This is a genomic window from Gemmobacter denitrificans (assembly GCF_036964905.1).
Lineage (GTDB): Bacteria > Pseudomonadota > Alphaproteobacteria > Rhodobacterales > Rhodobacteraceae > Gemmobacter > Gemmobacter denitrificans.
The window spans coordinates 1-24,896 of the sequence record NZ_JBALHR010000009.1; the positions used below are offsets into that span (position 1 = coordinate 1).

General features: G+C 60.7%; 28 protein-coding genes. 14 read left to right on the top strand and 14 right to left on the bottom strand.

The window, feature by feature from the left end:
* From V6590_RS14030 to glf, 3 genes are all read right to left on the bottom strand, one after another.
* A partial coding sequence (locus tag V6590_RS14030) for a BapA prefix-like domain-containing protein (RefSeq protein WP_335424146.1) occupies positions 1-722 on the bottom strand: 722 nt, incomplete at its 3' end.
* A 394-nt stretch (positions 723-1,116) separates the two neighbouring features.
* On the bottom strand, positions 1,117-2,079 hold the full coding sequence (locus V6590_RS14035; protein ID WP_335424148.1) for a glycosyltransferase: 963 nt from the start codon (positions 2,077-2,079) through the stop codon (positions 1,117-1,119).
* Between the two features lies 1 nt (position 2,080).
* Positions 2,081-3,226, bottom strand: coding sequence for a UDP-galactopyranose mutase (gene glf / locus V6590_RS14040; RefSeq protein WP_335424150.1), 1,146 nt, complete (start codon positions 3,224-3,226; stop codon positions 2,081-2,083).
* 136 nt (positions 3,227-3,362) lie between these two features.
* Between glf and hslV the strand changes: the two genes are divergently transcribed.
* Genes hslV through V6590_RS14055 form a run of 3 tightly spaced genes read left to right on the top strand, consistent with a single transcriptional unit; the run spans position 3,363 to position 6,397 of the window.
* Positions 3,363-3,920, top strand: coding sequence for an ATP-dependent protease subunit HslV (hslV, locus tag V6590_RS14045; protein WP_335424434.1), 558 nt, complete (start codon positions 3,363-3,365; stop codon positions 3,918-3,920).
* Positions 3,917-5,209 (top strand): ATP-dependent protease ATPase subunit HslU, encoded by a 1,293-nt coding sequence (gene hslU, locus V6590_RS14050; protein WP_335424153.1) that lies wholly within the window; start codon positions 3,917-3,919, stop codon positions 5,207-5,209. The genes hslV and hslU overlap by 4 nt, the downstream gene beginning before the upstream one ends.
* A 60-nt stretch (positions 5,210-5,269) precedes the next feature.
* Complete coding sequence (locus V6590_RS14055; RefSeq protein WP_335424155.1) at positions 5,270-6,397, top strand: alpha/beta hydrolase; 1,128 nt, start codon at positions 5,270-5,272, stop codon at positions 6,395-6,397.
* A 3-nt stretch (positions 6,398-6,400) separates the two neighbouring features.
* On the opposite strand, the gene V6590_RS14060 is transcribed toward V6590_RS14055, so the two are convergent.
* From V6590_RS14060 to V6590_RS14070, 3 genes are read right to left on the bottom strand one after another with little or no spacing between them, the layout of a single operon-like run.
* A complete protein-coding gene (locus tag V6590_RS14060) occupies positions 6,401-7,003 on the bottom strand; it encodes a Smr/MutS family protein (RefSeq protein ID WP_335424157.1) in 603 nt (200 codons plus the stop codon).
* 1 nt (position 7,004) lies between these two features.
* A complete protein-coding gene (mltA, locus tag V6590_RS14065) occupies positions 7,005-8,027 on the bottom strand; it encodes a murein transglycosylase A (RefSeq protein WP_335424159.1) in 1,023 nt (340 codons plus the stop codon).
* Positions 8,027-8,683, bottom strand: coding sequence for a Tim44/TimA family putative adaptor protein (locus tag V6590_RS14070; RefSeq protein ID WP_335424161.1), 657 nt, complete (start codon positions 8,681-8,683; stop codon positions 8,027-8,029). The genes mltA and V6590_RS14070 overlap by 1 nt, the downstream gene beginning before the upstream one ends.
* A 97-nt stretch (positions 8,684-8,780) precedes the next feature.
* On the opposite strand from V6590_RS14070, the gene V6590_RS14075 reads away from it, so the two are divergent.
* Positions 8,781-9,251 carry an FxsA family protein gene (locus V6590_RS14075; protein ID WP_335424163.1) on the top strand — a complete coding sequence of 157 codons (471 nt, stop codon included), beginning with the start codon at positions 8,781-8,783 and terminating at the stop codon, positions 9,249-9,251.
* 52 nt (positions 9,252-9,303) lie between these two features.
* Positions 9,304-9,798 (top strand): protein-export chaperone SecB, encoded by a 495-nt coding sequence (gene secB, locus V6590_RS14080; protein ID WP_335424165.1) that lies wholly within the window; start codon positions 9,304-9,306, stop codon positions 9,796-9,798.
* On the opposite strand, the gene dnaQ is transcribed toward secB, so the two are convergent.
* The 4 genes from dnaQ to V6590_RS14100 are packed head-to-tail and all read right to left on the bottom strand — an operon-like array spanning position 9,799 to position 12,515.
* A complete protein-coding gene (gene dnaQ / locus V6590_RS14085; protein WP_335424167.1) occupies positions 9,799-10,494 on the bottom strand; it encodes a DNA polymerase III subunit epsilon in 696 nt (231 codons plus the stop codon). It abuts the gene before it with no gap.
* Positions 10,487-11,083: a dephospho-CoA kinase gene (gene coaE, locus V6590_RS14090; protein ID WP_335424169.1), complete on the bottom strand. Its 597-nt coding sequence runs from the start codon at positions 11,081-11,083 to the stop codon at positions 10,487-10,489. Before coaE ends, dnaQ begins: the two co-directional genes overlap by 8 nt.
* Entirely contained in the window at positions 11,080-11,919 is an 840-nt protein-coding gene (locus tag V6590_RS14095; RefSeq protein ID WP_335424172.1) for a shikimate dehydrogenase, read from the bottom strand. The genes coaE and V6590_RS14095 overlap by 4 nt, the downstream gene beginning before the upstream one ends.
* Complete coding sequence (locus V6590_RS14100; protein ID WP_335424174.1) at positions 11,916-12,515, bottom strand: Maf family protein; 600 nt, start codon at positions 12,513-12,515, stop codon at positions 11,916-11,918. Before V6590_RS14100 ends, V6590_RS14095 begins: the two co-directional genes overlap by 4 nt.
* A gap of 406 nt (positions 12,516-12,921) precedes the next feature.
* Here V6590_RS14100 and hemJ point away from each other — a divergent pair, with 406 nt between their 5' ends.
* The 7 genes from hemJ (at position 12,922) to V6590_RS14135 (ending at position 20,308) form a co-directional block, all read left to right on the top strand.
* Positions 12,922-13,371: a protoporphyrinogen oxidase HemJ gene (gene hemJ / locus V6590_RS14105; RefSeq protein ID WP_335424176.1), complete on the top strand. Its 450-nt coding sequence runs from the start codon at positions 12,922-12,924 to the stop codon at positions 13,369-13,371.
* A 128-nt stretch (positions 13,372-13,499) separates the two neighbouring features.
* A complete protein-coding gene (rho, locus tag V6590_RS14110; protein WP_335424436.1) occupies positions 13,500-14,771 on the top strand; it encodes a transcription termination factor Rho in 1,272 nt (423 codons plus the stop codon).
* A 16-nt stretch (positions 14,772-14,787) separates the two neighbouring features.
* Positions 14,788-16,080: a tRNA uridine-5-carboxymethylaminomethyl(34) synthesis GTPase MnmE gene (gene mnmE / locus V6590_RS14115; RefSeq protein WP_335424178.1), complete on the top strand. Its 1,293-nt coding sequence runs from the start codon at positions 14,788-14,790 to the stop codon at positions 16,078-16,080.
* Between the two features lie 11 nt (positions 16,081-16,091).
* Complete coding sequence (mnmG, locus tag V6590_RS14120; RefSeq protein ID WP_335424438.1) at positions 16,092-17,954, top strand: tRNA uridine-5-carboxymethylaminomethyl(34) synthesis enzyme MnmG; 1,863 nt, start codon at positions 16,092-16,094, stop codon at positions 17,952-17,954.
* Complete coding sequence (gene rsmG / locus V6590_RS14125; RefSeq protein ID WP_335424180.1) at positions 17,951-18,568, top strand: 16S rRNA (guanine(527)-N(7))-methyltransferase RsmG; 618 nt, start codon at positions 17,951-17,953, stop codon at positions 18,566-18,568. Before mnmG ends, rsmG begins: the two co-directional genes overlap by 4 nt.
* Positions 18,561-19,385 carry a ParA family protein gene (locus tag V6590_RS14130; RefSeq protein ID WP_335424182.1) on the top strand — a complete coding sequence of 275 codons (825 nt, stop codon included), beginning with the start codon at positions 18,561-18,563 and terminating at the stop codon, positions 19,383-19,385. The genes rsmG and V6590_RS14130 overlap by 8 nt, the downstream gene beginning before the upstream one ends.
* Before the next feature lie 2 nt (positions 19,386-19,387).
* Positions 19,388-20,308 (top strand): ParB/RepB/Spo0J family partition protein, encoded by a 921-nt coding sequence (locus V6590_RS14135; protein WP_335424184.1) that lies wholly within the window; start codon positions 19,388-19,390, stop codon positions 20,306-20,308.
* Here V6590_RS14135 and V6590_RS14140 read toward each other — a convergent pair.
* The 4 genes from V6590_RS14140 to rph are packed head-to-tail and all read right to left on the bottom strand — an operon-like array spanning position 20,283 to position 23,137.
* Entirely contained in the window at positions 20,283-20,636 is a 354-nt protein-coding gene (locus V6590_RS14140) for a YbaN family protein (protein ID WP_335424186.1), read from the bottom strand. The genes V6590_RS14135 and V6590_RS14140 overlap by 26 nt on opposite strands.
* Positions 20,636-21,817: a radical SAM family heme chaperone HemW gene (gene hemW / locus V6590_RS14145; protein ID WP_335424188.1), complete on the bottom strand. Its 1,182-nt coding sequence runs from the start codon at positions 21,815-21,817 to the stop codon at positions 20,636-20,638. The genes V6590_RS14140 and hemW overlap by 1 nt, the downstream gene beginning before the upstream one ends.
* Entirely contained in the window at positions 21,814-22,422 is a 609-nt protein-coding gene (gene rdgB / locus V6590_RS14150; protein WP_335424190.1) for an RdgB/HAM1 family non-canonical purine NTP pyrophosphatase, read from the bottom strand. Before rdgB ends, hemW begins: the two co-directional genes overlap by 4 nt.
* A gap of 1 nt (position 22,423) precedes the next feature.
* Positions 22,424-23,137 (bottom strand): ribonuclease PH, encoded by a 714-nt coding sequence (rph, locus tag V6590_RS14155; protein ID WP_335424192.1) that lies wholly within the window; start codon positions 23,135-23,137, stop codon positions 22,424-22,426.
* A 117-nt stretch (positions 23,138-23,254) separates the two neighbouring features.
* Here rph and hrcA point away from each other — a divergent pair, with 117 nt between their 5' ends.
* Together hrcA and V6590_RS14165 are read left to right on the top strand one after the other, a co-directional pair.
* Positions 23,255-24,328: a heat-inducible transcriptional repressor HrcA gene (hrcA, locus tag V6590_RS14160; RefSeq protein ID WP_335424194.1), complete on the top strand. Its 1,074-nt coding sequence runs from the start codon at positions 23,255-23,257 to the stop codon at positions 24,326-24,328.
* 23 nt (positions 24,329-24,351) lie between these two features.
* Entirely contained in the window at positions 24,352-24,885 is a 534-nt protein-coding gene (locus V6590_RS14165) for a nucleotide exchange factor GrpE (RefSeq protein WP_335424196.1), read from the top strand.
* Positions 24,886-24,896 lie beyond the last annotated feature (11 nt).

Sequence of the window (24,896 nt, forward strand, 5' to 3'; positions counted from 1 at the left end):
GGGTCCGTGGGATCAGTCGGATCGGTCGGGTCCGTGGGATCAGTCGGATCGGTCGGGTCCGTGGGATCAGTCGGATCGGTCGGGTCCGTGGGATCAGTCGGATCAGTCGGGTCCGTGGGATCAGTCGGATCGGTCGGGTCCGTGGGATCAGTCGGATCAGTCGGGTCCGTAGGATCGGTCGGGTCTTTGCCGCCACCGCCGCCCAGCAAAGCGGCACCGCCCAGCAGACCCGCTGCCAGTGCTGCTGCACCCAGGCCACCCACGCCCAGCGCGCCCGGTGCCAGGAAACCCATGCCAGCCGGTTCATCCGAATAGATTTCGGAACCTGACAGACCATCCGCCTCGGCGAAACGCAGGTCATCCACGGTGGAGAATTTGTTCCAGGAGTCAACCGGCCCATATTGCGCATAAATCGGGCCATTCGCGCCCGTATCCTGCAGCAGAACCTCTGTCACCTCGCCATTGGCGGAAAGATAGAGCCGGTTGGCCTGCCCCGCAGCGCCATCGTAGAACCCGCTGAGAACGATTTCCGACCCATCAACCAGTTTGACGACAAGATCGGCACCCCGGCGTTCGTAACCGACAACGCTGGACTGTGCGAGATTGAGCGAGACACTTTCGCCCGAACCAACCTGAATGAAATTGCTGCCTTTGCCGCCTGCCGTGCCCTGCACGACACCGCCCGTGGAATTACGGACGGCGAAATCAATCGCCTGCACCATCTTACTACTCCGCCTCAAACCGGGACTCTGCTCGTCCGGATGTTATGAATTGGTCCCTTTTCGGGATCCGATTGCCAAAAGGAATACCCGTGATCCAACACAATTTCTAGGGGTCAGTTGGAAGGCTGCCACATTTTCTCTGCCCTTCAGCCACAATGCCGGGTGGAGTCAGACGGCAGATCAGATGCGGAACCCGTCGAAATGCCCCCAGATAAAGGTTAATAAACCAAAGTTCACGCAATATATCGTGCCTATTGGGCAGGGTGTGCCGATCATTCGCAGGCTTACCCCTAGATGGGCGACCACAAAATTGCCGCAATTTCGGCCAGGTGACGCGAAAATGTGGCTGCCCGACCACAGCCACCAAGATCATGCAAGAAAAGGTTGAACGGGGTCACAACCCTTTGCGACGCATTTCATCCTGCAGATCGTCCAGCGTCCAGCCGACGCGGCGGGTCAGACCGTCACGCACCGCCCAACCCAGCAACCGCAAGAAACGCCAGCGATCCGGCCCCTGCTGCATGGCCCGCCAGACCCATTTGGGCAAGACCGCCAGCAGCGCCGGCCAGAACCACAGACCTGCCGCGCGCCGATACAGCAGCAGCAGGTTTCGGTGATAGAAATAGGCCTTCCAGACCGGTGTGAACCGGCCATCCGGCGCAAAGGTCGAACAATCATGTTCAAAACGCAGCCCGGGGAAAAATCCGATCTGCCCGCCTGCCCCGCTGATGGCCAGCGAATAAAGCCCGTCTTCGGCATAGACAAACAGCCGCCCATCAGGAAAGCCCGCCAGTTCCACAGCGCGGCGCGACAGGAACAGCCCGACAAACGACCCGCCATCCACCCGCAAGGGGCCGGGGTGCTGATAATCGCTGTCGGTCAGATGAAAGGCCGCGCGCCCGCCCCCGGTTGCCGTCCGCAAAAAGATGCGGGGGTGCCAGAACGGGTTCAGCACCGGGCGGTTCATGCCGCAGATGCGCCCGTCTGGAAAATAGACGGCGGCCGCCACGGCATCCCAGCCGGTCGTGTCACTGGCGCGGAAGGCGGCAATCGCCCCGGGCTCGGGCCGCGCATCATCATCGACCACCAGAATCCAGTCGGGATCATGCCGGGCCGCGGCATGGCGCATCCCGGCCTCGAACCCGCCGGCACCGCCCAGATTGCGCGGCATTTCGAGGATCTCCAGCCGCGGATCGTCAATCGCATGCAGCCAATCACGGCTGCCATCGCTGGACCCGTTATCAGCCACAATCAGATGATCGACCGGTTCGGCCAGAAGGCGCGTCACCGTCTGTTGCAACTGGTGCAGGCGGTTGTAGGTGACCACAACCGCCGCGATGCGCGCAGACTGGCCCATGTTACAGCGGGTTCACCGTAAAGGCAGGCATCTCCGCGCCATTGCTGGCAAGGAAGGCCCGACCGCAATCCAGCGCCTCGCGGATGGTGACATCCATATCAAGGTAGCGATAGGTGCCCAGACGGCCCACGAAGGTCACGTTGCGTTCGGCCTTGGCCAGTTCGACGTAATCGGCCAGCAAGGTTTTTTCGGCCACCTGACGGATCGGGTAATACGGAATGTCATCCGGCCCGCAGGCACGCGAAAATTCGCGATACAGCACCGAACCTTCATGGCTTTCCCACGGGGCGAAATGCTTGTGTTCGGTGATCCGCGTCCATGGCACATCGACATCGCCATAGTTCATGACGGCGCAGCCCTGATAATCGCCCTGATAATCGAAGCGTTCGAAATCCAGCGTGCGATAGCCCAGCCGCCCCAGACGGAAATCGAACCAGCCGTCGATCGGGCCGGAATAGAAGACGTGATCGAAGCCCTCGGCCTCGGCCCGGGTGACGGGGGTGTTCAGCTCGACCATGATATTGTCATGATCGAGGATGCGGGCAATCATCGCGGTATAGCCGTTTTCCGGCATGCCCTGGAATTTGTGGAAGAAATAGTTGTCGTCATAGTTGAAGCGCACCGGCAGCCGCTTCAGGATCGAGGCGGGCAGTTCGGTGGGCGAACAGCCCCATTGCTTGATCGTATAGCCCTTGAAGAAGGCCTCATACAGATCGCGGCCCACAAAGCGCAGCGCCTGATCTTCAAAGGTCTGCGGATCGGTGATGGTGGTGTCGGCCTTGCCCTCCAGGAAAACCCGGGCCTCATCAGGGCGCAGGGTCTGGCCGAAGAACTGGTTGATCGTGTGCAGGTTCACCGGCAGCGAATAGACCGCGCCCTGCGAGGTGGTCTTGACCCGGTTCTTGTAGGGCAGGAAGGTTTCAAACCGGTTCACATACTCCCACACCTCGGCATCATCGGTGTGAAAGATATGCGGCCCATAGACATGGACCAGAACCCCGGTTTCAGGGTCGCGCAGGGTATGGCAATTGCCCCCCACATGATCGCGGGTATCCCGGATGGTGATCTTGTGCCCTGCCTCGGCCAGCAGGCGCCCGATCACCGCACCGGACAGCCCGGCCCCTACCATCAGACAGTGTTTAGTCATGCCAAAAGCCCCAGAAAACTCTGGCCTCGCCTATCACAGCCTGTGGCGCAGGGAAACCCGCCGCATGCAGCCCGGCCCGCAGGTCCTTGCCGCCCGGATAACGGAAAGCCATATAGGCACAAAGGCGGAGGCAGATATGGCGGAAGACAGGTTTCCCGGCTGGCATGGCACCACGATCATCGGCGTGCGCCGGGGCGGCATGGTGGTCGTGGCGGGTGACGGGCAGGTCAGCCTTGGGCAGACGGTGATCAAGGGCAGCGCGCGCAAGGTGCGCCGTCTGGCACCCGGCGGGCATGAGGTGGTCTGCGGTTTTGCCGGCAGCACCGCCGATGCCTTCACCCTGCTGGAACGTCTGGAAAAGAAGCTGGAGGCCGCGCCAGGGCAACTCGCCCGCGCCTGCGTGGAACTGGCCAAGGATTGGCGGATGGACAAATATCTGCGCAATCTTGAGGCCATGTTGATTGTGACGGACGGGCGCGACCTGTTTGTGATCACAGGCGCAGGCGATGTGCTGGAACCCGAACATGACGTGGCCGCGATCGGATCGGGCGGCAATTTCGCGCTGGCCGCCGCGCGGGGCTTGATGGAAACCGATTGGGATGCCGAAACCATCGCCCGCAAGGCCATGGCGATTGCCGCCGATATCTGCGTGTACACCAATGGCAATCTGACCGTGGAAAGGATCGCGAAGTGACCAATCTGACCCCGCGCGAGATTGTATCCGAACTGGATCGCTTCATCATCGGGCAGGCCGATGCCAAGCGGGCCGTGGCGGTGGCGCTGCGCAATCGCTGGCGGCGCAAGCAATTGGGCGATGACCTGCGGGACGAGGTTTACCCCAAGAACATCCTGATGATCGGCCCGACCGGCGTCGGCAAGACCGAGATCAGCCGCAGGCTGGCGCGGCTGGCAAAGGCGCCCTTCCTGAAGGTCGAGGCGACCAAGTTCACCGAAGTGGGCTATGTGGGCCGCGATGTGGACAGCATCATCCGCGATCTGGTGGATGCCGCCATGATCGAAACCCGCGAACGGATGCGCGAAGAGGTCCGCGCCCGGGCGCTGAAGGCGGCCGAAGATCGGGTGATCGACGCCATCGCCGGGGCCGAGGCGCGCGACCAGACCCGCGAGATGTTCCGCAAGAAGCTTAAGGCCGGCGAACTGGATCAGACGGTGATCGAACTGGAGGTGCAGGACCAGATGCCGATGCCGATGATGGGCGGCAACGGGATGGAAATGCAGATGCAGGGGCTGCAGGATCTGTTCAAGGTCTTTGGCGGCCGCACCAGCCGCAAGCGGATGACCGTGGCCGACAGCTATGACATCCTGCTGGGGCAGGAGGCCGACAAGCTGCTGGATGACGAGGCAGTGAAGGCCGCGGCGCTGGAAGCGGTGCAACAGAATGGCATCGTTTTCCTGGATGAAATCGACAAGATCTGCGCCCGCAGCGATGCGCGGGGTGCAGATGTCAGCCGCGAAGGCGTGCAACGCGACCTGCTGCCGCTGATCGAAGGCACCACGGTATCCACCAAATACGGGCCGGTGAAAACCGATCACATCCTGTTCATCGCCAGCGGGGCCTTTCATGTGGCCAAACCGTCCGACCTGTTGCCGGAATTGCAGGGCCGCCTGCCGATCCGGGTGGAATTGCAGGCACTGACCGAAGCGGATTTCATTCGCATCCTGACCGAACCCGATAATGCCCTGACCCGGCAATATGCGGCGCTGATGGCGACCGAAGAGGTGACGGTGCAATTCACCGAAGACGGGATTGCGGCCCTGGCGCGCATTGCCGCCGAGGTAAATGGCAGTGTGGAAAACATCGGGGCGCGGAGGCTTTACACCATTCTGGAACGGGTGTTCGAAGAACTGTCCTTCACCGCGCCCGACCGGGGCGGGCAGCTGGTCACGGTGGATGCGGGCTATGTGGAAACCCATGTCGGGGCACTGGCCAGATCGGCGGACCTGAGCCGCTATGTGCTCTGAACCCTTGGCAGCGTGGTAAAGATCGGGCAAGGCTTGGCAAACTGCGGGGGCTTTCGCACGATGACCTTTCACCGGCTGTTTCTGATCCTGGGCCTGACGGCAGCGCTTGCTGCCTGTGCGCAGCGCGGCAAGATCACCCTTCTGCCTGTTGCAGCCGAGGTGGGGCAGGTGGAACGCATCTTCATCGGCACGACCCGGGCCTTTGATCCGGAATTGGGCAGTTTCGGCACCGGTCGGTCCGAGAAAGAGGCCTGGGCGCGATATGACATTTCGGTGCCGCCTGATCGCAAGCTGGGCACGATCACCTTTCCGGGGCGCCATGCAAAGCCCGATCCGCAAAAGCACTTTCTGACAACCTCGGTGATGATCCATGAAAATGCCGCCGCCTTTTCAAGGGAGCTGCGCGCAACCCTGACCGCATTGCCCCGGGGCAAGCGGGATGCGGTGATCTATGTGCATGGGTTCAACAATACCTTCGCTGAAGGCATCTATCGGATCGCGCAGCTTTCGAATGATCTGGATATGCCGGGGGTCACGCTGCATTACAGCTGGCCCTCGGTCGGCAATCCGCTGGGCTATGTGGCGGATCGTGACAGCGCGATGTTTGCCCGCGACGGGCTGGAACTTCTGATCCGCGAGGCCGCCGCTTCGGGGGCGGAACGTATCGTGCTTGTGGCCCATTCGATGGGGTCTGCCCTGACGATGGAAACCCTGCGCCAGATCGCGATCCGGGGTGATGCGCGGCTGAAGCAGAAACTGGATGCGGTGATCCTGATTTCCCCCGATGTGGATGTGGACCTGTTCCGCACGCAAGCCAAATCCTTTGGCCCGCTGCCGCAGCCCTTCCTGATCTTCGGATCGGATCGCGACACGCTGCTGGGGCTTTCGGCGCGGCTGACCGGCCAGCCGGAACGGCTGGGCAATCTGCGCGATGTGTCGCGGGTGGCCGATCTGAAAGTGACCTTCGTGGACACGCAGGCCTTCAATGCGGGGGCAGGGCATTTCAATGTCGGCGACAGCCCGGCGCTGCTGCAATTGCTGAGCCGGATCCGCGATGTGGATGCGGCCTTTGGCGCAGATCAGAAAGGCCGCGTCGGCCTGTTGCCCGGTGTGGTACTGACCGTACAAAGTGCCACACAGGTGGTGCTGGCCCCGGTCGGCGCGGTGGCTCAGGGGCTGACAGAATAACGCCTAGCGCGGTCGGCGCAGATAGACGTAATAGGCACCGGCCCCGCCATGTTTCAGATGCGCTTCGGTCACCTGCAGAACACAGGGGCCCAGCGGCGGCAGGCGCAGCCAATGCGGCACCTGATGTTTCAGCACGCCATAGCGCATGGGGATCGGGCCATGGTCCGGCCCCTGCTTGCCCTTGCCGGTGATGACCAGCACCAGCCGCAACCCGGCTGACCAGCTGTTCATCACGAAACGGATCAATTCGGGATGGGCCTCGGCCACCGTCATGCCATGCAGGTCGATCCGGGCTTCGGGTGTCAGCTTGCCCCGGATCATGCGGGCATGGTTCTTGGCATCCATCAGCACCGGCGCCGTAGCCAGCCGTTCGGGCAGGGGCGGCAGCACATCATGGCCAGTGGCGGGCCGGGCGCGTTCGCCCACACGAAACCGGTTCAGCCCAGGTTCGGGCGGGGTGGGCAAAATCTCGGGGCGCGGATGCAGGACCGGCTCTTCGGGTTCGGGCCGGGGCAAGGGAGCGCGCGGTGCATGCAGCGGCTTGGCTGTGCGGGCCACATGGGCCCAAAGTTCGGCCTCGTCCGGGCGCAGGGTACGGCGGCGCATGTCAGAGCCCTGCCTCCAGCGCGAAAGCCAGATCAATGGGCAGCAAGACCAACATCCGGCCGCCATCCTTGACGGTTCCGGCAGCATCGCCCGCGTCATCACCCGTGCCAAAGAAAATGTCGGCCCGCTGCGCGCCCTTGATCGCCCCGCCGGTATCCTGCGCCACCATCAGGCGATGCAGGGGCTGGCGGCCAGACTTTTCGATCCAGACCGGTGCCCCCAGCGGATTATAGGCCGGGTCCACCGCGATGGAGCGCATTCCGGTGATCGACCGGCCCATCGCCCCGATCGGCCCCTTTTCGGGCGGCAGGTCGGGCAGCTTGCGGAAAAAGACGTAAGACGGGTTATGATCCAGCATGGCATGGCCCGGCCCCGGATTGGCCCGCACCCAGGACCGGATGGATTGCGCCGAAACCTGATCGGGGCGATGCGTGCCACGACGCACCATCTCTTGCCCGACAGATCGGTAGGGATGGCCATTCTTGCCCGCATATCCAACCCGGATAACCCGCCCATCGGGCATGCGGATGCGGCCAGAACCCTGAATATGAAGGAAAAAAACCTCGACCGGGTCTTCCAGCCAGGCGATTTCCAGCCCGCGCCCGCGCAAGGCCCCGTTTTCGATGGCCGAACGGGAATGATAAACCACACCATCGCGCAATTCCGGCGGGCGGGCATAGATCGGCCAGGCAAAGCGCGGGGTGCGCACGGGCGAGCCGTTCAGTTCGGGTTCATAATAGCCGGTGAACAGCGCGGGCGGGGTGCCGATCAGCACGGGGCGATAGAACAGTTCGAAATAGGCGCGCGCGCTTTCGGGCGTGTCGCCCGCATCGCGGGCCAGCGCGCAAAGCGGCCCCCATTCGGGGGCCTTGAGCAGATCGCAGGTCGTCAGAAAGGCCGCAAGCGCCGGGCGTGGATCATCGTCGCGCCAGCCCTCCAATTCGTCAAAATGCAGGACCTGCGCCTGTGCTGTCATGGCCGCACAGACAAACAGGGCTGCAAGGGCGCGGCGCAGCGCAAGCATCACTCCGACGTCGCGGCCAGTTGCCAGTTGGGATCGGCATTGCCCATGGTGCGGGCAAAGGTCCAGACATCGCGCTGTTTCTTCACCGTCGTGGCCGAACCTTCGATGATCTCGCCGGCCTTGTTGCGCACGATGGAGGTGAGTTCACCGATGAATTCCACCGTCACCTCGGCGCGGCGGCTGTCACGATCAAAGGTGGCCTCGACCAATTTCAGGCCGCGCAGTCCAACGAAATTGGCCTCGATGGTCAAGCCCTGAGCTTCGCGCGCCGCAATCGCGGCATCGAAGCTTTCCGCCACATCGCTATCCAGAAAGCCGCGCACCTGTGACAGATCCCCGCGTTCAAACGCCATCAGGATCATTTCATAGGCGCCGCGCGCACCCTGCAGGAAGGTGTTCACCGTAAAGCCGGGTTCGGCGAGTTTCATGCCCGCCAGCGCCTTGGCCGAAGCCGAACCATCTTCGGCATGATCGGTGATATCGCGGTCGGGGCCGCCTTCGATCACTTCGAACGGACGATGCGCAGGGCGCGCGGCTTCGGGCGGCAGGGGCGGCTTTTCAAACCCCTCGCGCGTGCCCAGAACCGAGCGCAGCTTGAGTATCAGGAAAACGGCGATCCCGGCCAGGACAAGAAGTTGGATCAGCGCGTTGTTCATGCGAAACCTCGGAAGGGCGGTTGGTGTATGATCTGTTCCATCCTATGTAGGGAAGGGGTGGAGCCAAGTCCACCTTTGCCGCAAGAAGAGAGGAAAGATGCGCAAATTCGGCGTTCTGGCGCTGCTGTGGATGCTGGCAGAGATCGCCGCATTCATCGTGATCGGCGGGGCGATCGGGGTTCTGGCCTCGCTTGCCGTGATCTTGTTGACCGCAATTCTGGGCGCAGCCGTGCTGCGCCGCCCCCGCCGCATGAGCGTGCAGGGCGCAATGGCCGATCCGGCGCGGGCCGTCGCCACCATGGCCGGGCAGGCGATGGCGCTTCTGGCCGGGGTCCTGCTGGTGCTGCCGGGGTTTCTGGGTGACATGGCCGGGCTGATCCTGCTGCTGCCACCGGTTCAGGCCCTGCTGGCCGCAGCCGTGGCGCGGCGGATGCCACCCGTCACGGTGCATCATGCGGGATTTGGCCAGCATCAGGCAGGCCGACCGGATGTGGTGATCGACGGCGAGTTCATCGAGCTGGACGAAACCACGCCCCCGCGCGGGCCGTCAGGCTGGACACGGCATTGATGCGGACGCTACAGAAGGGCAGAGCTTTTTGCCTTTTCTTGAGGAGTGAGAGATGACCGATACGCCGGAAGCCGCGCCAAGCGCCGCACCGCAGGTGAAAATGAGCGTGCTGGCCCAGTTCGTGCGCGACATGTCGTTCGAGAATGTCGTGGCGCAGAAGGGTCTGAACACCGGGGAAGTGCAGCCCGACGTTCAGGTTGCGGTCAGCCTTGATGCGCGCAAGCGCAGCACCGAACACCAGTTCGAGGTGATCAACAAGTTCCGCGTCACGTCGAAGAACAAGGCGAATGGCGACACGCTGTTCCTTCTGGAAATCGAATATGCGGGCATCTTCCATGTGGAAGGCGTGCCGGAAGAACAGCTGCACCCGTTCCTGTTGATCGAATGCCCGCGCCTGCTGTTCCCCTATGTGCGGCGGATCATTTCGGATGTGACGCGCGACGGTGGCTTCCCGCCGCTGAACATCGATTCCGTGGATTATCTGGCCCTTTACCGCCAGGAACTGGCCCGTCGTGCCGCTGCCCAGACGCCGGAAATGGTGAACTGATCAGCGTTTGAGCCAGATCGCGCCGTCGCCCAGCTTGGCCACAAAGGCCGCATGGGCGGCGGCTTCGTCTTCGGTCAGGCGCGGTGCCAGCGGCACCGGGCGCGGTCGGGGGCGCCATTCTTCGGTGCTGCGGGTCTGCCCTGCGACGGGGGCACCCCCTGCCGGGGCCAGCACAAGATCGGGCTGCCGACCGCCGATCAGTTCCAGATAAACCTCGGCCAAGATTTCACTATCGAGCAGCGCACCATGCTTTTCGCGCATCGAATTGTCGATGCCAAAACGGCGGCACAGCGCATCGAGCGAGGCGGGCGACCCCGGAAACCTGCTGCGTGCGATCATCAATGTATCAATCGCGCGGTCATTCGGCAGGGACGGAAAACCATGCGCCCGCAATTCCCAGTTCAGGAATTTCATGTCGAAACTGGCATTGTGAATGACCAGTTTCGCATCGCCGATGAAATCGAGGAAATTCTGCGCCTCTTGCCGGAACAGCGGTTTGTCGCGCAGGAAATCATCACCCAGCCCATGCACCTCGAAGGCCTCTTTCGGCATGGGTCGTTCGGGGTTCAGATAGACATGGAAAGTGCGGCCCGTGGCAATGTGGTTGAACAACTCCACCGCGCCGATTTCGACGATGCGATGGCCTTCTGACGGCTCAAACCCGGTGGTTTCGGTATCGAGAACGATTTCACGCATGGCTGCGGCCGTGGCGGATATGGGCGATCAGGGCCGTGACATAGGCGCCCACCGCATCCATCGACAGGGTTTCCACGATATGGGTGGCGCGGGCGCGCTTTTCGGCATCGGGCATCTGGCGCGACAGGATCAGGGCAAATTGCTGTTCGGTCATGCCGGGGCGGGCCAGGACACGCGCACTCTGCAGGGCAGGGGGGGCCGTCACCAGAAGCGTGGCATCCATCATCGCCTCGGTTCCCTTTTCAAACAGCAGCGGAATGTCAAAAACCGCAATGTCAGAGACACATTGCGCGGCAAATGCGTCGCGATCCGCAGCGACAAGCGGATGGACGATCTGTTCCAGTTGCGCCAGCAGGCCTGGGTCTTGCGCCAATGCGGATTTGAGCCGATCACGCGATACCGCACCGTTCTGGATGGCATCCGGGCAAAGCGCGGCAATCGGGGCAACTGCGGCACCATCCGCCGCATAGAGACGATGAACGGCGGCATCGGCATCCCAGACCGGCAGACCCGCAGCGACGAAAAACCCGGCCGTGGTGGATTTGCCCATGCCGATGGAACCGGTCAGGCCCAGACGGAAACAGGTCATGCCGACAGCACCACGCGGCGGGTTTCCTCATCCACCGTGGGGCGCTGACCGAACCAGCGTTCAAAGCCCGGCACGGCCTGATGCAGCAACATGCCCAACCCATCAACGACACGGGCACCGCGGGCTTCGGCCTCGATCAGGAAGCCGGTTTTCAGGGGCGTATAGACGATATCGGTGGCCAGCGCGCCGGGTTCCATCCCATCCAGAGGAATGGTGAAATCGGCCTTGCCGGTCATGCCAAGGGACGTGGTATTGACCACCGTCGTAGCCCCTTCCAGCATCTGCCCGGCTTGCGTCCAATCATAGACCACCACTTTGGCGCCAAAATCATGGCGAAACCCTTCGGCGCGCAACCGGGTGCGATTGGCAATGCGCAGTTCCTGCACACCGACCTCCAGCAAGGCTGCCACCACGGCCCGGGCCGCGCCGCCCGCACCGAACACCGCCGCCGGGCCGGATTTCGGCTGCCAATCGGGTGCGTTCTGCCGCAGATTGGCAATGAAGCCCAGACCATCGGTGTTATCGGCATGGATCTTGCCATCCTTGCGGAAGATGACCGTATTCGCCGCCCCGATCAGCGCCGCACGATCGGTAACAATATCGGCGATGCGCAGCAGGTTTTCCTTGTGTGGCAGGGTGACGTTAACGCCTACGAAACCAAGCCTGGGCAACATGCGCAGACCGGCTTCGAAATCGGAGGGCGCGATATCCAGCGGAATGTAATGACCTTGCAGGCCATAGCGCCGCAGCCAGAAGCCGTGCAGTGCGGGCGACCGGCTATGCGCCACCGGATGACCGATGACGCCTGCCAGCGGGATGCGCGGATGATCGGTCATGCGTCTATGAAACCTCGGAGTTCAAGCCAGGAGAGGAGGGGCAGAAGCGGCAGACCCAGAACTGTAAAGTAGTCGCCTTCGATGGCAGAGAAAAGACGGATGCCCTCTTCTTCCAGTTTGTAGCCCCCGGCAGAGTGGCGCAGGCTGTCCCAATTGCGAGTCAGGTAACCTTCCAGCCAGAGATCGGAAAAGTGCCGCATGGTCAGATCAACCCGGCCAATGTGACGCCAGACCGGTTTTCCACCATCATAGACGACCAGCGCCGACAAGAGGCGATGAGACTGGCCGCGCAGCATCTGCAATTGCTGGCGGGCATCCTCCATGCTGGCGGGTTTGCCAAAGGCGCGGCGATCAAATTCCAGCACCTGATCGCAGCCCAGAACAAGGGCATCGGGGTGTTTGTCGGCCAGCTTGCGGGCCTTCATCTCTGCCAGCGCATCGGCAATGTCGCGCGGATGGGCCCCTTCGGCCTCCAGGCTGCTGCGGATGGTTTCCTCGTCGATCCGGGCGGGCAGGGCAGTTACCTGAACCCCGGCATTGCGCAGAAGCGACAGCCGGGTTTCAGAGGCAGAGGCAAGCAGCAGGGGGCGCGGCATCTTGGGGGCGGCCTTGTGGAAAAACCTGTTTTGTTCCGGGGGCCCGAGTGAGGGCGAAACCGGCCTTGGCGAAGAGGTGCCGGTCAGGGGGCCGGGTTGTCAAGACTGCGGCGAGAATTGTCCACCTGTGGGAGCTGTTTCCGGGGGTCTGGGGAAAGCCTTGATCATCCACAGGCTGGGGATGGCTTGTCGAGGGCAGGATAGCTGCCGAGAAACCTCAGGATTTTTGGCTGTGCGCGCCGGATTGCTGTGCGGTCTGTCCACGTCTGACAGATCACTTATCCACGCTTTGGCACTTGTGGACAGGATCGTGGGGCATCTGCGACATCCTGTTATCCACCGGCCCTATCAACATCATTCCTTTCTTTAATCTTTTCTTTAAGAAGAAGAGAACAAAGGAGTGATCATGGGCGATTTTCTGGCCGAGACCTATCCTTGGGTCAAATTCCTGCATGTAATTTCCGTCATCAGCTGGATGGCGGGGCTGTTCTATCTGCCGCGGCTGTTTGTCTATCACGCCGAGGAAGCTGGCAGTGGAACCCAGACTGACGCGCTGTTTCAGATCATGGAGCGGCGCCTGCTGCGGGCGATCATGAACCCTGCAATGATTGCCACATGGATCTTTGGCCTGATGCTGGTGATGACACCCGGAATCGTTGATTGGAGCATGGTCTGGCCCTGGACCAAGGCGGCATCGGTTGTGGCGATGACCTGGTTTCACATGTGGCTGGCGGCGCGGCGCAAGGATTTTGCCGCCGGACAGAACCAGTTGACCGGCCGCCGCTACCGGATGATGAACGAAGTGCCGACGCTGCTGATGCTGGTCATTGTGGCTTCGGTCATCGTGAAGTTCTGAATCCGTTGACTTTGGGCTTTGGCACGCTTATCTGGCGGATTGAGCGGGGCCGTCCGGCCTGACGCCTTTCCCTTTTGACAGAAATCTCCTGTGCCCCGGACCCGGGGCAGGCGCGGATGAGCATTCCCATGACGATCGAGCGGCTGAACCTTTCCGACCTCAAGGCCAAGACCCCGGCTGAATTGCTGGCCATGGCCGAGGAATGGGAAATCGAGAACGCGCCCAGCATGCGCAAGGGCGAGATGATGTTCTCGATCCTGAAGGAACATGCCGAGGAAGGCTGGGAAATCGGCGGCGATGGCGTGCTGGAAGTGCTGCAGGACGGCTTTGGCTTTCTGCGCAGCCCGGAGGCGAACTATCTGCCCGGCCCGGATGACATTTATGTCAGCCCCGAGATGATCCGCATTTTCAGCCTGCGGACCGGTGACACGATCGAGGGCGTGATTCAGGCCCCGCGTGACAATGAGCGGTATTTCAGCCTGGTGAAGGCCGAGCGGATCAATTTCGACGATCCGGAAAAGGCCAAGCACAAGGTGCATTTCGACAACCTGACACCGCTTTATCCGGATGAGCGGCTGAAGATGGAAATCGAGGACCCGACGATCAAGGATCGTTCGGCCCGCATCATCGATCTGGTGGCGCCGATCGGCAAGGGCCAGCGCGCGCTGATCGTGGCCCCTCCGCGGACGGGCAAGACGGTTCTGTTGCAGAATATCGCGCGGTCGGTCGAGGTGAATCACCCCGAATGTTACCTGATCGTGCTGCTGATCGACGAACGGCCCGAAGAAGTGACCGACATGCAGCGCAGCGTGAAGGGCGAAGTGGTGTCTTCGACCTTTGACGAACCGGCAACCCGGCACGTTGCCGTTGCGGAAATGGTGATTGAAAAGGCGAAGCGTCTGGTCGAACACAAGCGCGATGTGGTGATCTTGCTGGATTCGATCACGCGTCTGGGCCGGGCCTTCAACACGGTTGTGCCATCGAGTGGCAAGGTCTTGACCGGCGGTGTGGATGCGAACGCGCTGCAACGGCCGAAGCGGTTCTTTGGTGCTGCACGCAACATCGAGGAAGGCGGCAGTCTGACCATCATTGCAACCGCCCTGATCGATACCGGCAGCCGGATGGACGAGGTCATCTTTGAAGAATTCAAGGGCACTGGGAACAGCGAAATCGTTCTGGACCGCAAGGTTGCGGACAAGCGTGTCTTCCCGGCGATGGATATTCTGAAATCCGGGACCCGGAAGGAAGATCTGCTGGTTGAAAAGGCTGACCTGCAGAAGACCTATGTGCTGCGCCGTATCCTGAACCCGATGGGCACCACGGATGCGATCGAATTCCTGATCGGGAAGTTGAAGCAGACCAAGACCAATGGCGAATTCTTCGATTCGATGAATACCTGACCTTCGGGAGGGCAGGATGGACACGATCTATGCCCTCGCCTCGGCGCGGGGACGAGCCGGTGTTTCTGTTGTGCGTCTGTCCGGCAAGGGCGCGCATGAAGCAGTGCGACAGCTGACAGATCGCGACTTGCCCGCCTTGCGACAGGCGGCCTTGCGGCGCCTGATCTGGCAGGGCGAGGTTCTGGACGAGGCTTTGGTGATCCTGTTCGGTGAGGGCGCCTCTTTCACCGGGGAGCATGTGGCCGAGCTTCAGGTTCATGGTTCTGTCGCAGTTGTCGCCGCGCTGTTGCGTGTTCTGGGGCTGATGCCTGGTCTGAGGCTTGCAGAACCGGGGGAGTTTACCCGACGGGCGCTGGAAAACGGCTGTCTCGATCTGGCGCAGGTCGAGGGTCTGGCCGATTTGATCGATGCCGAGACCGAGGCACAGCGCCGGCAGGCCTTGCGGGTGCTGTCAGGGCATATCGGGCAAAAGGTAGAGGCCTGGCGGCAGCGGATTTTGCGCGCAGGTGCGTTGATCGAAGCGACAATTGATTTTGCCGATGAGGATGTGCCGGTTGACGTTACGCCAGAAGTTCGCGGCTTGCTGCGTACTCTGCTGGATGAGTTGCGCGCCGAAATTTCGGGCTCGGAGATCGCGGAGCGAATTCGTGACGGGTTTGAGGTTGCGATCATCGGTGCGCCGAACGTGGGCAAATCGACATTGTTGAATGCGCTTGCGGGGCGCGAGGCCGCGATCACGTCTGAAATTGCGGGAACGACCCGCGATGTGATCGAAGTCAGGATGGAGATCGCCGGTTTACCGGTGACCCTGCTGGATACGGCAGGGATTCGGGAGACCGGGGATCGGGTTGAAGCGATCGGGATATCGCGAGCGATGGAGCGTGCGGCGCAGGCTGATCTACGCATTGTTCTGGTTGAAACTTTTGGCGATCCGATACCCGTGGACCTTGAGGCAGACGATCTGGTCGTCTTGGCAAAGGTGGATCGCGCAGGGCCAATGGATGGCCTGGCTGTATCCGGTTTGACAGGACAGGGCCTGGATATGCTCGTCGTGCGAATCGGTGACATATTGAGCCGCCGCACCTTGCAGGGGTCTTCATTGATCAGGGCACGGCATCGTGAAGCTGTGGTGCTGGCAGTCGGGGCTTTGGATTTGGCCTTGGCTGAGGTAGATAGCTGGCATATGCGGGCCGAGCTTGTGGCGGAGGAGATTCGTCGGGCCATGCGCGCCCTCGATTCTTTGATTGGCAAAATCGGAACGGAAGATCTGCTGGGAGAGATCTTTTCCAGCTTCTGTATCGGCAAATGAGGATGTTTCACGTGAAACACTTCGACGTTGTTGTGATAGGTGCCGGCCATGCCGGTTGCGAAGCGGCTGCGTCTGCGGCGCGTATGGGCGTGCGTACTGCACTGATCACCATGCGCAAGCAGGATATTGGCACAATGTCCTGCAACCCGGCCATTGGCGGTCTTGGCAAGGGGCACCTTGTTCGCGAGATCGACGCGCTGGATGGCGTGATGGGGCGTGTTGCTGATCGGGCCGGAATTCAGTTTCGGTTGTTGAACCGTCGGAAGGGTCCTGCGGTTCAGGGGCCGCGGGCGCAGGCCGATCGTGCGCTGTATCGTTGCGCGATGCAGGCCGAGCTTTCTGGCTATCCTCAGCTGGAAATCATCGAGGCCGAAGTGGCCGATCTGATGGAAGATGCGGGCCGGATAACCGGAGTTCGTCTGGCGGACGGCGCAGAAGTTTCGGCGCATCGCGTGATTCTGACGACCGGAACCTTCCTGAATGGGATCATCCATATCGGGGATCAGCAACAGAGTGCCGGACGGATGAATGATCGTCCGTCAATTCACCTGGCCAATCGTTTGGCTGGGTTTGGCTTGCCGCGCGGACGGCTGAAAACGGGAACGCCGCCAAGGCTCGATGGCCGGACCATTGATTGGTCGCGTTTGGAGCGTCAGGAGGGCGATGACCAGCCAGTGATGTTCAGTTTTCTGAACACCAAACCCGAGGTGCGTCAGATTTCCTGCGGAATCACGCATACCAACGTAAAAACGCATGAGATTATCCGCCGGAACCTTGATCGGTCGGCGATGTACGGGGGGCATATCGAAGGCGTTGGCCCGCGATATTGCCCGTCGATCGAAGACAAGGTTGTGCGCTTTGCGGAGAAGGAAAGCCACCAGGTCTTTCTGGAGCCGGAAGGGCTCGATGATCACACCGTGTACCCCAATGGGATATCGAGCTCTTTGCCGGTGGAGGTTCAGCAGGCATATGTTCAGTCGATTGTTGGCCTGGAGGCGGCAAAGATCCTGCAGCCGGCCTATGCGATTGAATACGACTATTTTGACCCTCGGTCGTTGAGTCAGTCTCTGGAATGCCGTGATCATGCTGGATTGTATCTCGCAGGTCAGATCAATGGTACGACAGGGTATGAAGAGGCTGCGGCGCAGGGGCTTGTCGCCGGGCTGAACGCTGCCTTGGCGGTTCTGTGCCGTGAGCCACTGCATTTCAGTCGGACCTCGAGTTATATTGGCGTCATGATTGATGACCTGCGTAATTTTGGCGTGTCCGAGCCATATCGTATGTTCACGTCTCGCGCCGAATTCCGGCTTTCGATTCGCGCCGACAATGCTGATCAGAGGCTGACGCCCATCGGGATACAAGTAGGTTGCGTAGGGGAGCGGCGTCAGCGGAGCTTCTTCAGCAAGATGGAAGCTGTTGGAACTGCGCGTAGCATCCTTGGGGGGAGGACCGTTGCTCCCAAGGAGGCCGCAGCACTCGGCATATCGGTCAGCCAGGATGGTGGTCGCAGAACAGCGCTGGAACTGATGACATTTCCGGATGTTGAAACAACTGTCTTCGATGCCATTATTCCGGAACTGTCTTCGATATCGGATAGTGTGAAGGAGCAGGTTCGGGTCGATTCGCTCTATGAGCGGTTTGCTGATCGCCAGCTGGCCGATTCTGAGGCTATTCGGCGTGATGAAGCGGTCGAAATTCCTCCGGAATTCGACTATTCCTCTTTGTCAGGCTTGTCTGGGGAGCTGACGGAGAAGTTGACGCGTCGGCGGCCAGAGAATCTCGCGCAGGCGGCCAAGATCGAAGGCATTACTCCTGCAGCGCTGGTGCTCATCCTGTCCAGGCTCAAGCGCGGTCCGACAGAGAAGGCGTCATGAGCGGATCATCGCTGTTGCCCTTTATGGATGTTTCACGTGAAACAACCGCAACCTTGGACGCATTCGTCGCCCTGCTGATCAAGTGGAGCCCGGCAATAAATCTGGTTTCGCGCAGTACGCTGAGCGAGGTCTGGCCGCGCCATATCGTTGATAGTGCACAATTGGCTACGGAATTGCCCATGGCAGGACATTGGCTCGATCTGGGCAGTGGCGGCGGTCTTCCTGGCATCGTGCTGGCCATCATTGCCCAGGAAAAAGCGCCTGAAGTCAGGTTTACCCTAGTAGAGTCAGATCAACGCAAGGCAACATTCCTCCGGCAATCGATCATCCAGCTGAAACTGGCTGCGAAGGTGGAATGCAGTCGGATTGAATCCTTGTTGCCTCAGAACGCAGATGTGATTTCTGCCAGAGCCCTGGCGCCTTTGGCGCAGCTCTGCGCATTTGCCCATCGACATCTTAAACCTGATGGGATCGCGCTTTTTCCCAAGGGAGAGGCGGCAGAGGCAGAAATTACGCTGGCAAAGGAGGCTTGGGCCTTCGATCTTCAGGCAGTACCGAGTATGACAAACACCGGCTCACAGATCCTCAAATTGAAGAACATCCGCCATGTCTGATCTATCTCGGCCACGCCAGCCAAAGATCATTGCGATCACCAACCAGAAGGGCGGTGTTGGCAAGACGACCACAGCCATCAATCTTGCGGCGGGCCTCGCCATGATCGGACATCGTGTTCTTGTGGTGGATCTTGATCCACAAGGCAACGCATCGACCGGGCTGGGCATTGAAGTCGGTCAACGTCGTCTGACCAGCTATGATGTTTTGCTGGAAGATGCGCCAATCAGCCAAACCATTCTGCAGACCAATATCGAGAACCTGCTCATTTGCCCGGCAAATGCAGACCTTGCTTCGGCGGATATCGAATTGGTTGCGAACGAGAAGCGCAGCTTCCTTCTGCATGATGCCCTGCGCCAGCGCGAGATTGACGCCTTTGCACTCGACTTCGTGCTGCTTGATTGTCCGCCCTCGCTGAGCCTGCTGACTGTGAATGCGCTTTGCGCGGCCCATTCTGTTCTGATCCCGTTGCAAAGCGAATTCTTTGCACTAGAGGGCCTTTCGCAGCTCATGCTCACCATTCGGACAATCCGGGAAACTGCTAATCCGAACCTTCGGATCGAGGGCGTGCTTCTTACAATGTATGATGGCCGCAACAACCTGTCGCTCCAGGTGGAAAGCGATGTTCGCGAAACCTTGGGTGATCTCGTCTTCCGCACGGTCATTCCACGCAATGTCAGGGTCAGTGAGGCCCCGTCCTTTGCGATGCCTGTATTGACCTATGATCCAGCATCGAAAGGCAGCGAGGCATATCGGGCACTGGCGAGTGAAATCGCATCCCGGCACGGTGCGAGTCTCGGCCTGAAGCAGAAAGTCTGAACATGGAAAAGAAAACCGAACGTCGTGGTCTGGGGCGCGGTCTCTCCGCTCTGATGGCAGACATCAATATCGCACCGGCAGCGGCAGAGGTTGATGTGTCGGCAGTGTCGGCACGAAAGCCGGATATGCTGCCCATCGAACACGTTTTCCCCAACCCGTTGCAGCCCAGACGCCAGTTTTCGGCAGATGCTCTGGAGGATCTGGCGCAATCCATCCGTGCCAAGGGGGTGCTGCAGCCTCTGATCGTTCGCAGGATGGACGAAAACCGCTATGAAATCGTGGCGGGGGAACGTCGCTGGCGCGCCGCCCAGATGGCCAGATTGCACGAGATTCCGGTTCTGGTGCGGGAATTCTCCGATACCGAAGTGCTGGAAGTTGCCATCATCGAGAATATCCAGCGCGCGGATCTGAACCCGATCGAAGAGGCGCAGGCGTTTCGTCAGCTTATGGAACGCTTTGGTCATACGCAGGAAAAGCTGGCCGAGGCGCTTTCGAAAAGCCGCAGCTATATTGCCAACCTGTTGCGCCTGTTGAACTTGCCCGAAGATGTGCAGGGTCTGGTCAGGGATGGACGCCTTACTGCTGGCCATGCGCGGGCGCTGATCACGGCACCAAACCCTTCCATGCTGGCTGCGCAGGTGCTGACCGGAAACCTTTCGGTTCGTGAAACCGAAGAATTGGCGCGGCGGACTGACGGCAAGGAGCCGGGGCAGGGCAGAAAAGCATCTTCGCGTCATCAGGAAAAGGATCCTGATACCCGAGCGTTGGAGGCCGATCTTTCTGCCAATCTGAAAATGGCGGTAACGATCAATCACGAGGCTGGCGGCGAACGTGGCGTGATCTCTATCCGCTACAACACCTTGGAAGATCTGGATCTGATCTGTCGCGTTCTGTCGCTTACACCGAGGGACGGGTCCATATGAACAGGGCTACGAGGCCCATGATCGCCGCCTGGAGGAGCAATACCCAGGTCGGCAGGCCAAACCAGATAGACAAGCCCAGAACCAGAACCAGCGATACTGTTGCGTAATGTTTTGCGCGGCGCGAGATGGCGCCGCGCTCTTGCCAATCCTGAATTGGCGGTCCAAGCCTCGGGTGGGTTACGAGCCAGTGGTGCAGGCGCGGCGATGACTTTGAAAAGCAGAAGGCAGCCAGCAGCAGAAACGGCACTGTTGGCAGGATCGGCGTAACGATCCCCACGAGGGCGAGGGCCAAGGACGCAATTCCAGCCATGGCCCAAAGATATGCCATCACAGTGCCTCTGTCAGCTTGCGCAAGACGGCATTCAGCAGGGGCCTTCCCTGTTTTGTCACTTGCAACCGGTTTTCTGACAGGCTGACCATCCCAAGACCAACAAGCTCTTGTAGTGGCTCAGCGGGGAACTTTCTGCCCATCATGCGTTCAAGCCGTGCTATATCAATCCCGTCTCGCAGCCGAAGCCCCATCAGCAGATATTCTATTGCACGGTCTTCATCGGATAATACGCCATCCAGATCCTTCACACCTGCCGGCGAAAGCGCCGCGGCGAGCCAGCGATCGGGTTGGCGTTCGGCGACTGTGGAATTGCGGATGCCTTGCAGTGTCAGGCGCCCATGCGCACCCGGGCCAATCCCGGCATAGTCTCCGGCTTGCCAGTAGATCTGATTATGCCGGGATTCCTGACCGGCGCGCGAATGATTGGAGATTTCATAGGCGGGCAAGCCAGCATCCTCCATCATAGCATTGGTCAGATCATAAAAGTCAGCGGCCAATTCGTCATCTGGCAACCCTTTCAGCTGGCCACGTTGGTGCCGTTCGTTGAACACTGTCCCAGGTTCAATGGTCAGTTGGTACAGCGACATATGGGATGCCCCAAGATCGATCGCCAACTTCAGCTCGGTTTGCCAATCTTTCAGGCTTTGGTCCTGCCGGGCATAGATCAGATCAAAGCTCGCCCGGTCAAAGACCGAAAGGGCGATGTCCAGTGCGCGCAGGCCCTGCCGCGCGTCATGCGTGCGACCCAGGCGGCGAAGGTCGCTATCGTTCAACGCTTGCAGACCAAGTGACACCCTGTTCACGCCAGCGCTTCGATATGCAGTGAAGCGCGCGGTCTCGACCGAGCCGGGATTGGCCTCAAGCGTGATTTCAGGATCGTTCGTGCCGGGCCATGAGGTCAGGGCCGCGGCAATGATGGCCTCCACCGTTGCGGGTTCCATCAGGGACGGGGTTCCCCCTCCGAAATAGATCGTTTGCAGCCGCCGGCCTTGGGTCAAATGGGCGACCCGCGCGATTTCTGTCAGATAGGCAGTTTTCCAGGCATCCTGATCGTTCCGCGCGGCCACATGGCTGTTGAAATCGCAATAGGGGCATTTGGACTGGCAGAATGGCCAATGCACATAAAGACCAAATCCGCCCTCCGTCCAATCCTCGGCCCGCCCACCCGGATGTTTCACGTGAAACACCCGTCTACGAGTTTTCGGAAAGCATCGGCGCGATGGCTGATCCGGTTCTTTTCCCAGCGATTCATTTCGGCGAAAGTCAGGTCATAGCCATCAGGTTGAAAGATCGGGTCATAGCCATGCCCCTCGGTACCGCGCATCGGCCAGACAACCTGACCAGGCATCCGACCGACAAACACTTCGTCATGACCATCTGGCCAGGCCAGAACCAGAGTGCAGTTGAAAGCAGCCGTCCGAGGATAGGGGGCATCCACCCGCTCCAGTTCGGTCCAGGTGCGCTGCATCGCCAGTTCAAAATCGCGCCCCTGCGGTGTTTCGGCCCAATCGGCTGTATAGACACCAGGTGCACCGTTCAGCGCATCAACCGAAATCCCGGAATCATCCGCCAGCGCGGGCAGGCCACTCGCCTGTGCGGCAGCATGGGCCTTGATCCGCGCATTGCCGACAAAGGTGGTTTCGGTTTCCGCCGGTTCGGGCAACCCAAGCTCGCCGGCCGAAACCAGTTCAACGCCAAAGGGCCCCAACAGCGCCGAGATCTCCTCCAACTTGCCACGATTATGCGTGGCAATCACAAGCTTGGGTTCCCGAAACTTGCGCATCTCAGCCCACCGCAGCCTTCTGGGCCGTAATCAGGTCTGCAACCCCCGCTTCGGCCAGATCAAGAAGTGTCAGCATCTCGCTGCGCGAAAAGGTCGCCCCTTCGGCTGACATCTGAACCTCGATCAGCCGCCGCGCCCCGGTCAGAACGAAATTGCCGTCAGTTCCAGCCGATGAATCTTCGGCATAATCCAGATCCAGTACGGGCTGCCCTGCATAGATGCCACAGGACACGGCGGCGACATGGTCGATGATCGGGTCGGAAACCACAGTTCCGGCCTTCAGCAGCTTGTTCACCGCCAGACGCAGCGCAACCCACCCTCCGGTGATGGCCGCGCAACGGGTTCCGCCATCTGCCTGGATTACATCGCAATCCACCACAATCTGACGCTCGCCCAGGGCCGACCGGTCAACGCCTGCCCGCAACGCCCGCCCGATCAGGCGTTGAATTTCCTGGGTGCGGCCGCTTTGCTTTCCGGCGGCGGCCTCGCGGCGGGTCCGGCTATTGGTCGCGCGCGGCAACATGCCATATTCCGCCGTCACCCAGCCCAGACCGGTGTTTTTCAGAAAGGGCGGGGCCTTGTCTTCGATCGTCGCCGTGCACAGAACATGGGTATCGCCCATCCGGATCAGACAGGATCCTTCCGCATGTTTGGTGATCCCGGTTTCGATGCTGACGGGGCGCAATTGGTTCAACGAACGGCCAGAGGGGCGCATGTGGGTATCCTTGTGCATATCTTTTTCCAGATACCCACCGCCGCATGGCAAACGCAACCGTTATTGACGCTGCACCGCCGCAGCCCTTAACGTCGTCAGGCACCGAAGGTGAAGGCCATGACCGAGAGTTCCAACCTCCTCTCCGATCTGAATGATCGCTCCCGCGAAGTGTTTCGCAGGGTGGTGGAAAGTTATCTCGCTTCGGGTGATCCGGTCGGATCGCGTACGCTCACGCGGGATTTCTCTGAAAAGATCAGCGCGGCGACCATCCGCAATGTCATGCAGGATCTGGAATATCTGGGCCTGCTGGACAGCCCGCATGTCTCGGCGGGGCGTATTCCCACCCAGATGGGCCTGCGCATGTTCGTCGATGGCCTGCTGGAGATGGGCAGCGTTGCCACCGAAGACCGCGAAAGGATTGATGCCACCCTGGGCGAAAACAGCCCCGATGTGACGAGTCTGCTCGACAAGGTCGGGTCGGCGCTGTCAGGCATCACGCGCGGGGCCAGCCTTGTTCTGGCGCCCAAGCATGAAGAGGCCCCTATCCGCCACATCGAATTCGTCTCTCTCGCCCCGGGCCGGGCGCTGGTGGTGTTGGTCTTTGCCGATGGCCATGTGGAAAACCGGCTGTTCGCCCCGCCGCCGGGGCTCACGCCTTCGGCCATGCGCGAAGCGGCGAATTTCCTCAATGCGCTGGCAGGTGGGCGCACGCTTAGCGATTTGCGCGGATCGGTTCGCCGTGACATCGAATTGCGCCGCCGCGAAATTGATGTTCTGGCCAGCGCGCTGGTGGATAGCGGCCTTGCGCTTTGGGAAGACGCGGGCGAAGTCAGCGAACGCCTGATCATCCGGGGCCGGGCGAATCTGCTGGAAGGCACGGCCGAAGCAGAAGACCTGATCCGCATCCGCCGCCTGTTTGATGATCTGGAACGCACCCGCGATATCGCCGATGTGCTGGACCTGACTGAACAGGGCGATGGTGTGCGCATTTTTATCGGGTCTGAGAACAAACTCTTTTCACTTTCGGGTTCCTCTCTGGTGGTCTCTCCCTATATGAACGCGGATCGAAAGATCATTGGCGCGGTGGGGGTGATCGGGCCGACTCGGCTGAATTATGGTCGGGTGGTTCCGGTGGTCGATTACACCGCGCAGTTGGTCGGCCGGTTGCTATCCGATCGCAGCCGGGGATGAAGACGAAGGTAAAGGATTTGGAAATGGCGCAGGACCAGGCCGGTTCGAACGACATCAATCTGGAAGGGCTGGAAGAGTTCATCGGGGCCGATGAGCTTGAAGCACTGCGGGCAGAGCGCGACGAATATCGCGACAAATTCATGCGCGCCCTTGCAGATGCGGAAAACAGCCGCAAGCGGGGCGAACGTGACCGGCGCGAGGCGGAGCAGTTTGGCGGGTCAAAACTCGCCCGTGACATGCTGCCGGTTTATGACAATCTGCGCCGCGCCCTGAATGCCGTGACGGATGACAATCGTGCCCAATCCGCTGCGCTGATCGAAGGCGTGGAGCTCACGCTGCGCGAGCTGATTTCGGTGCTGGGCAAGCACGGTGTTACGCCGATCATGCCTGCAGTGGGCGACCAATTCGATCCCAACCTGCATCAGGCCATGTTCGAAGCCCCGCTGCCGGGTACCAAGGCCGGTCAGATCATCCAGGTGATGACCGAAGGCTTCCTGATCCATGACCGCCTGTTGCGCCCGGCGCAGGTCGGCGTGTCGTCCAATACCGCTGGCTGATCCCGGCCCGA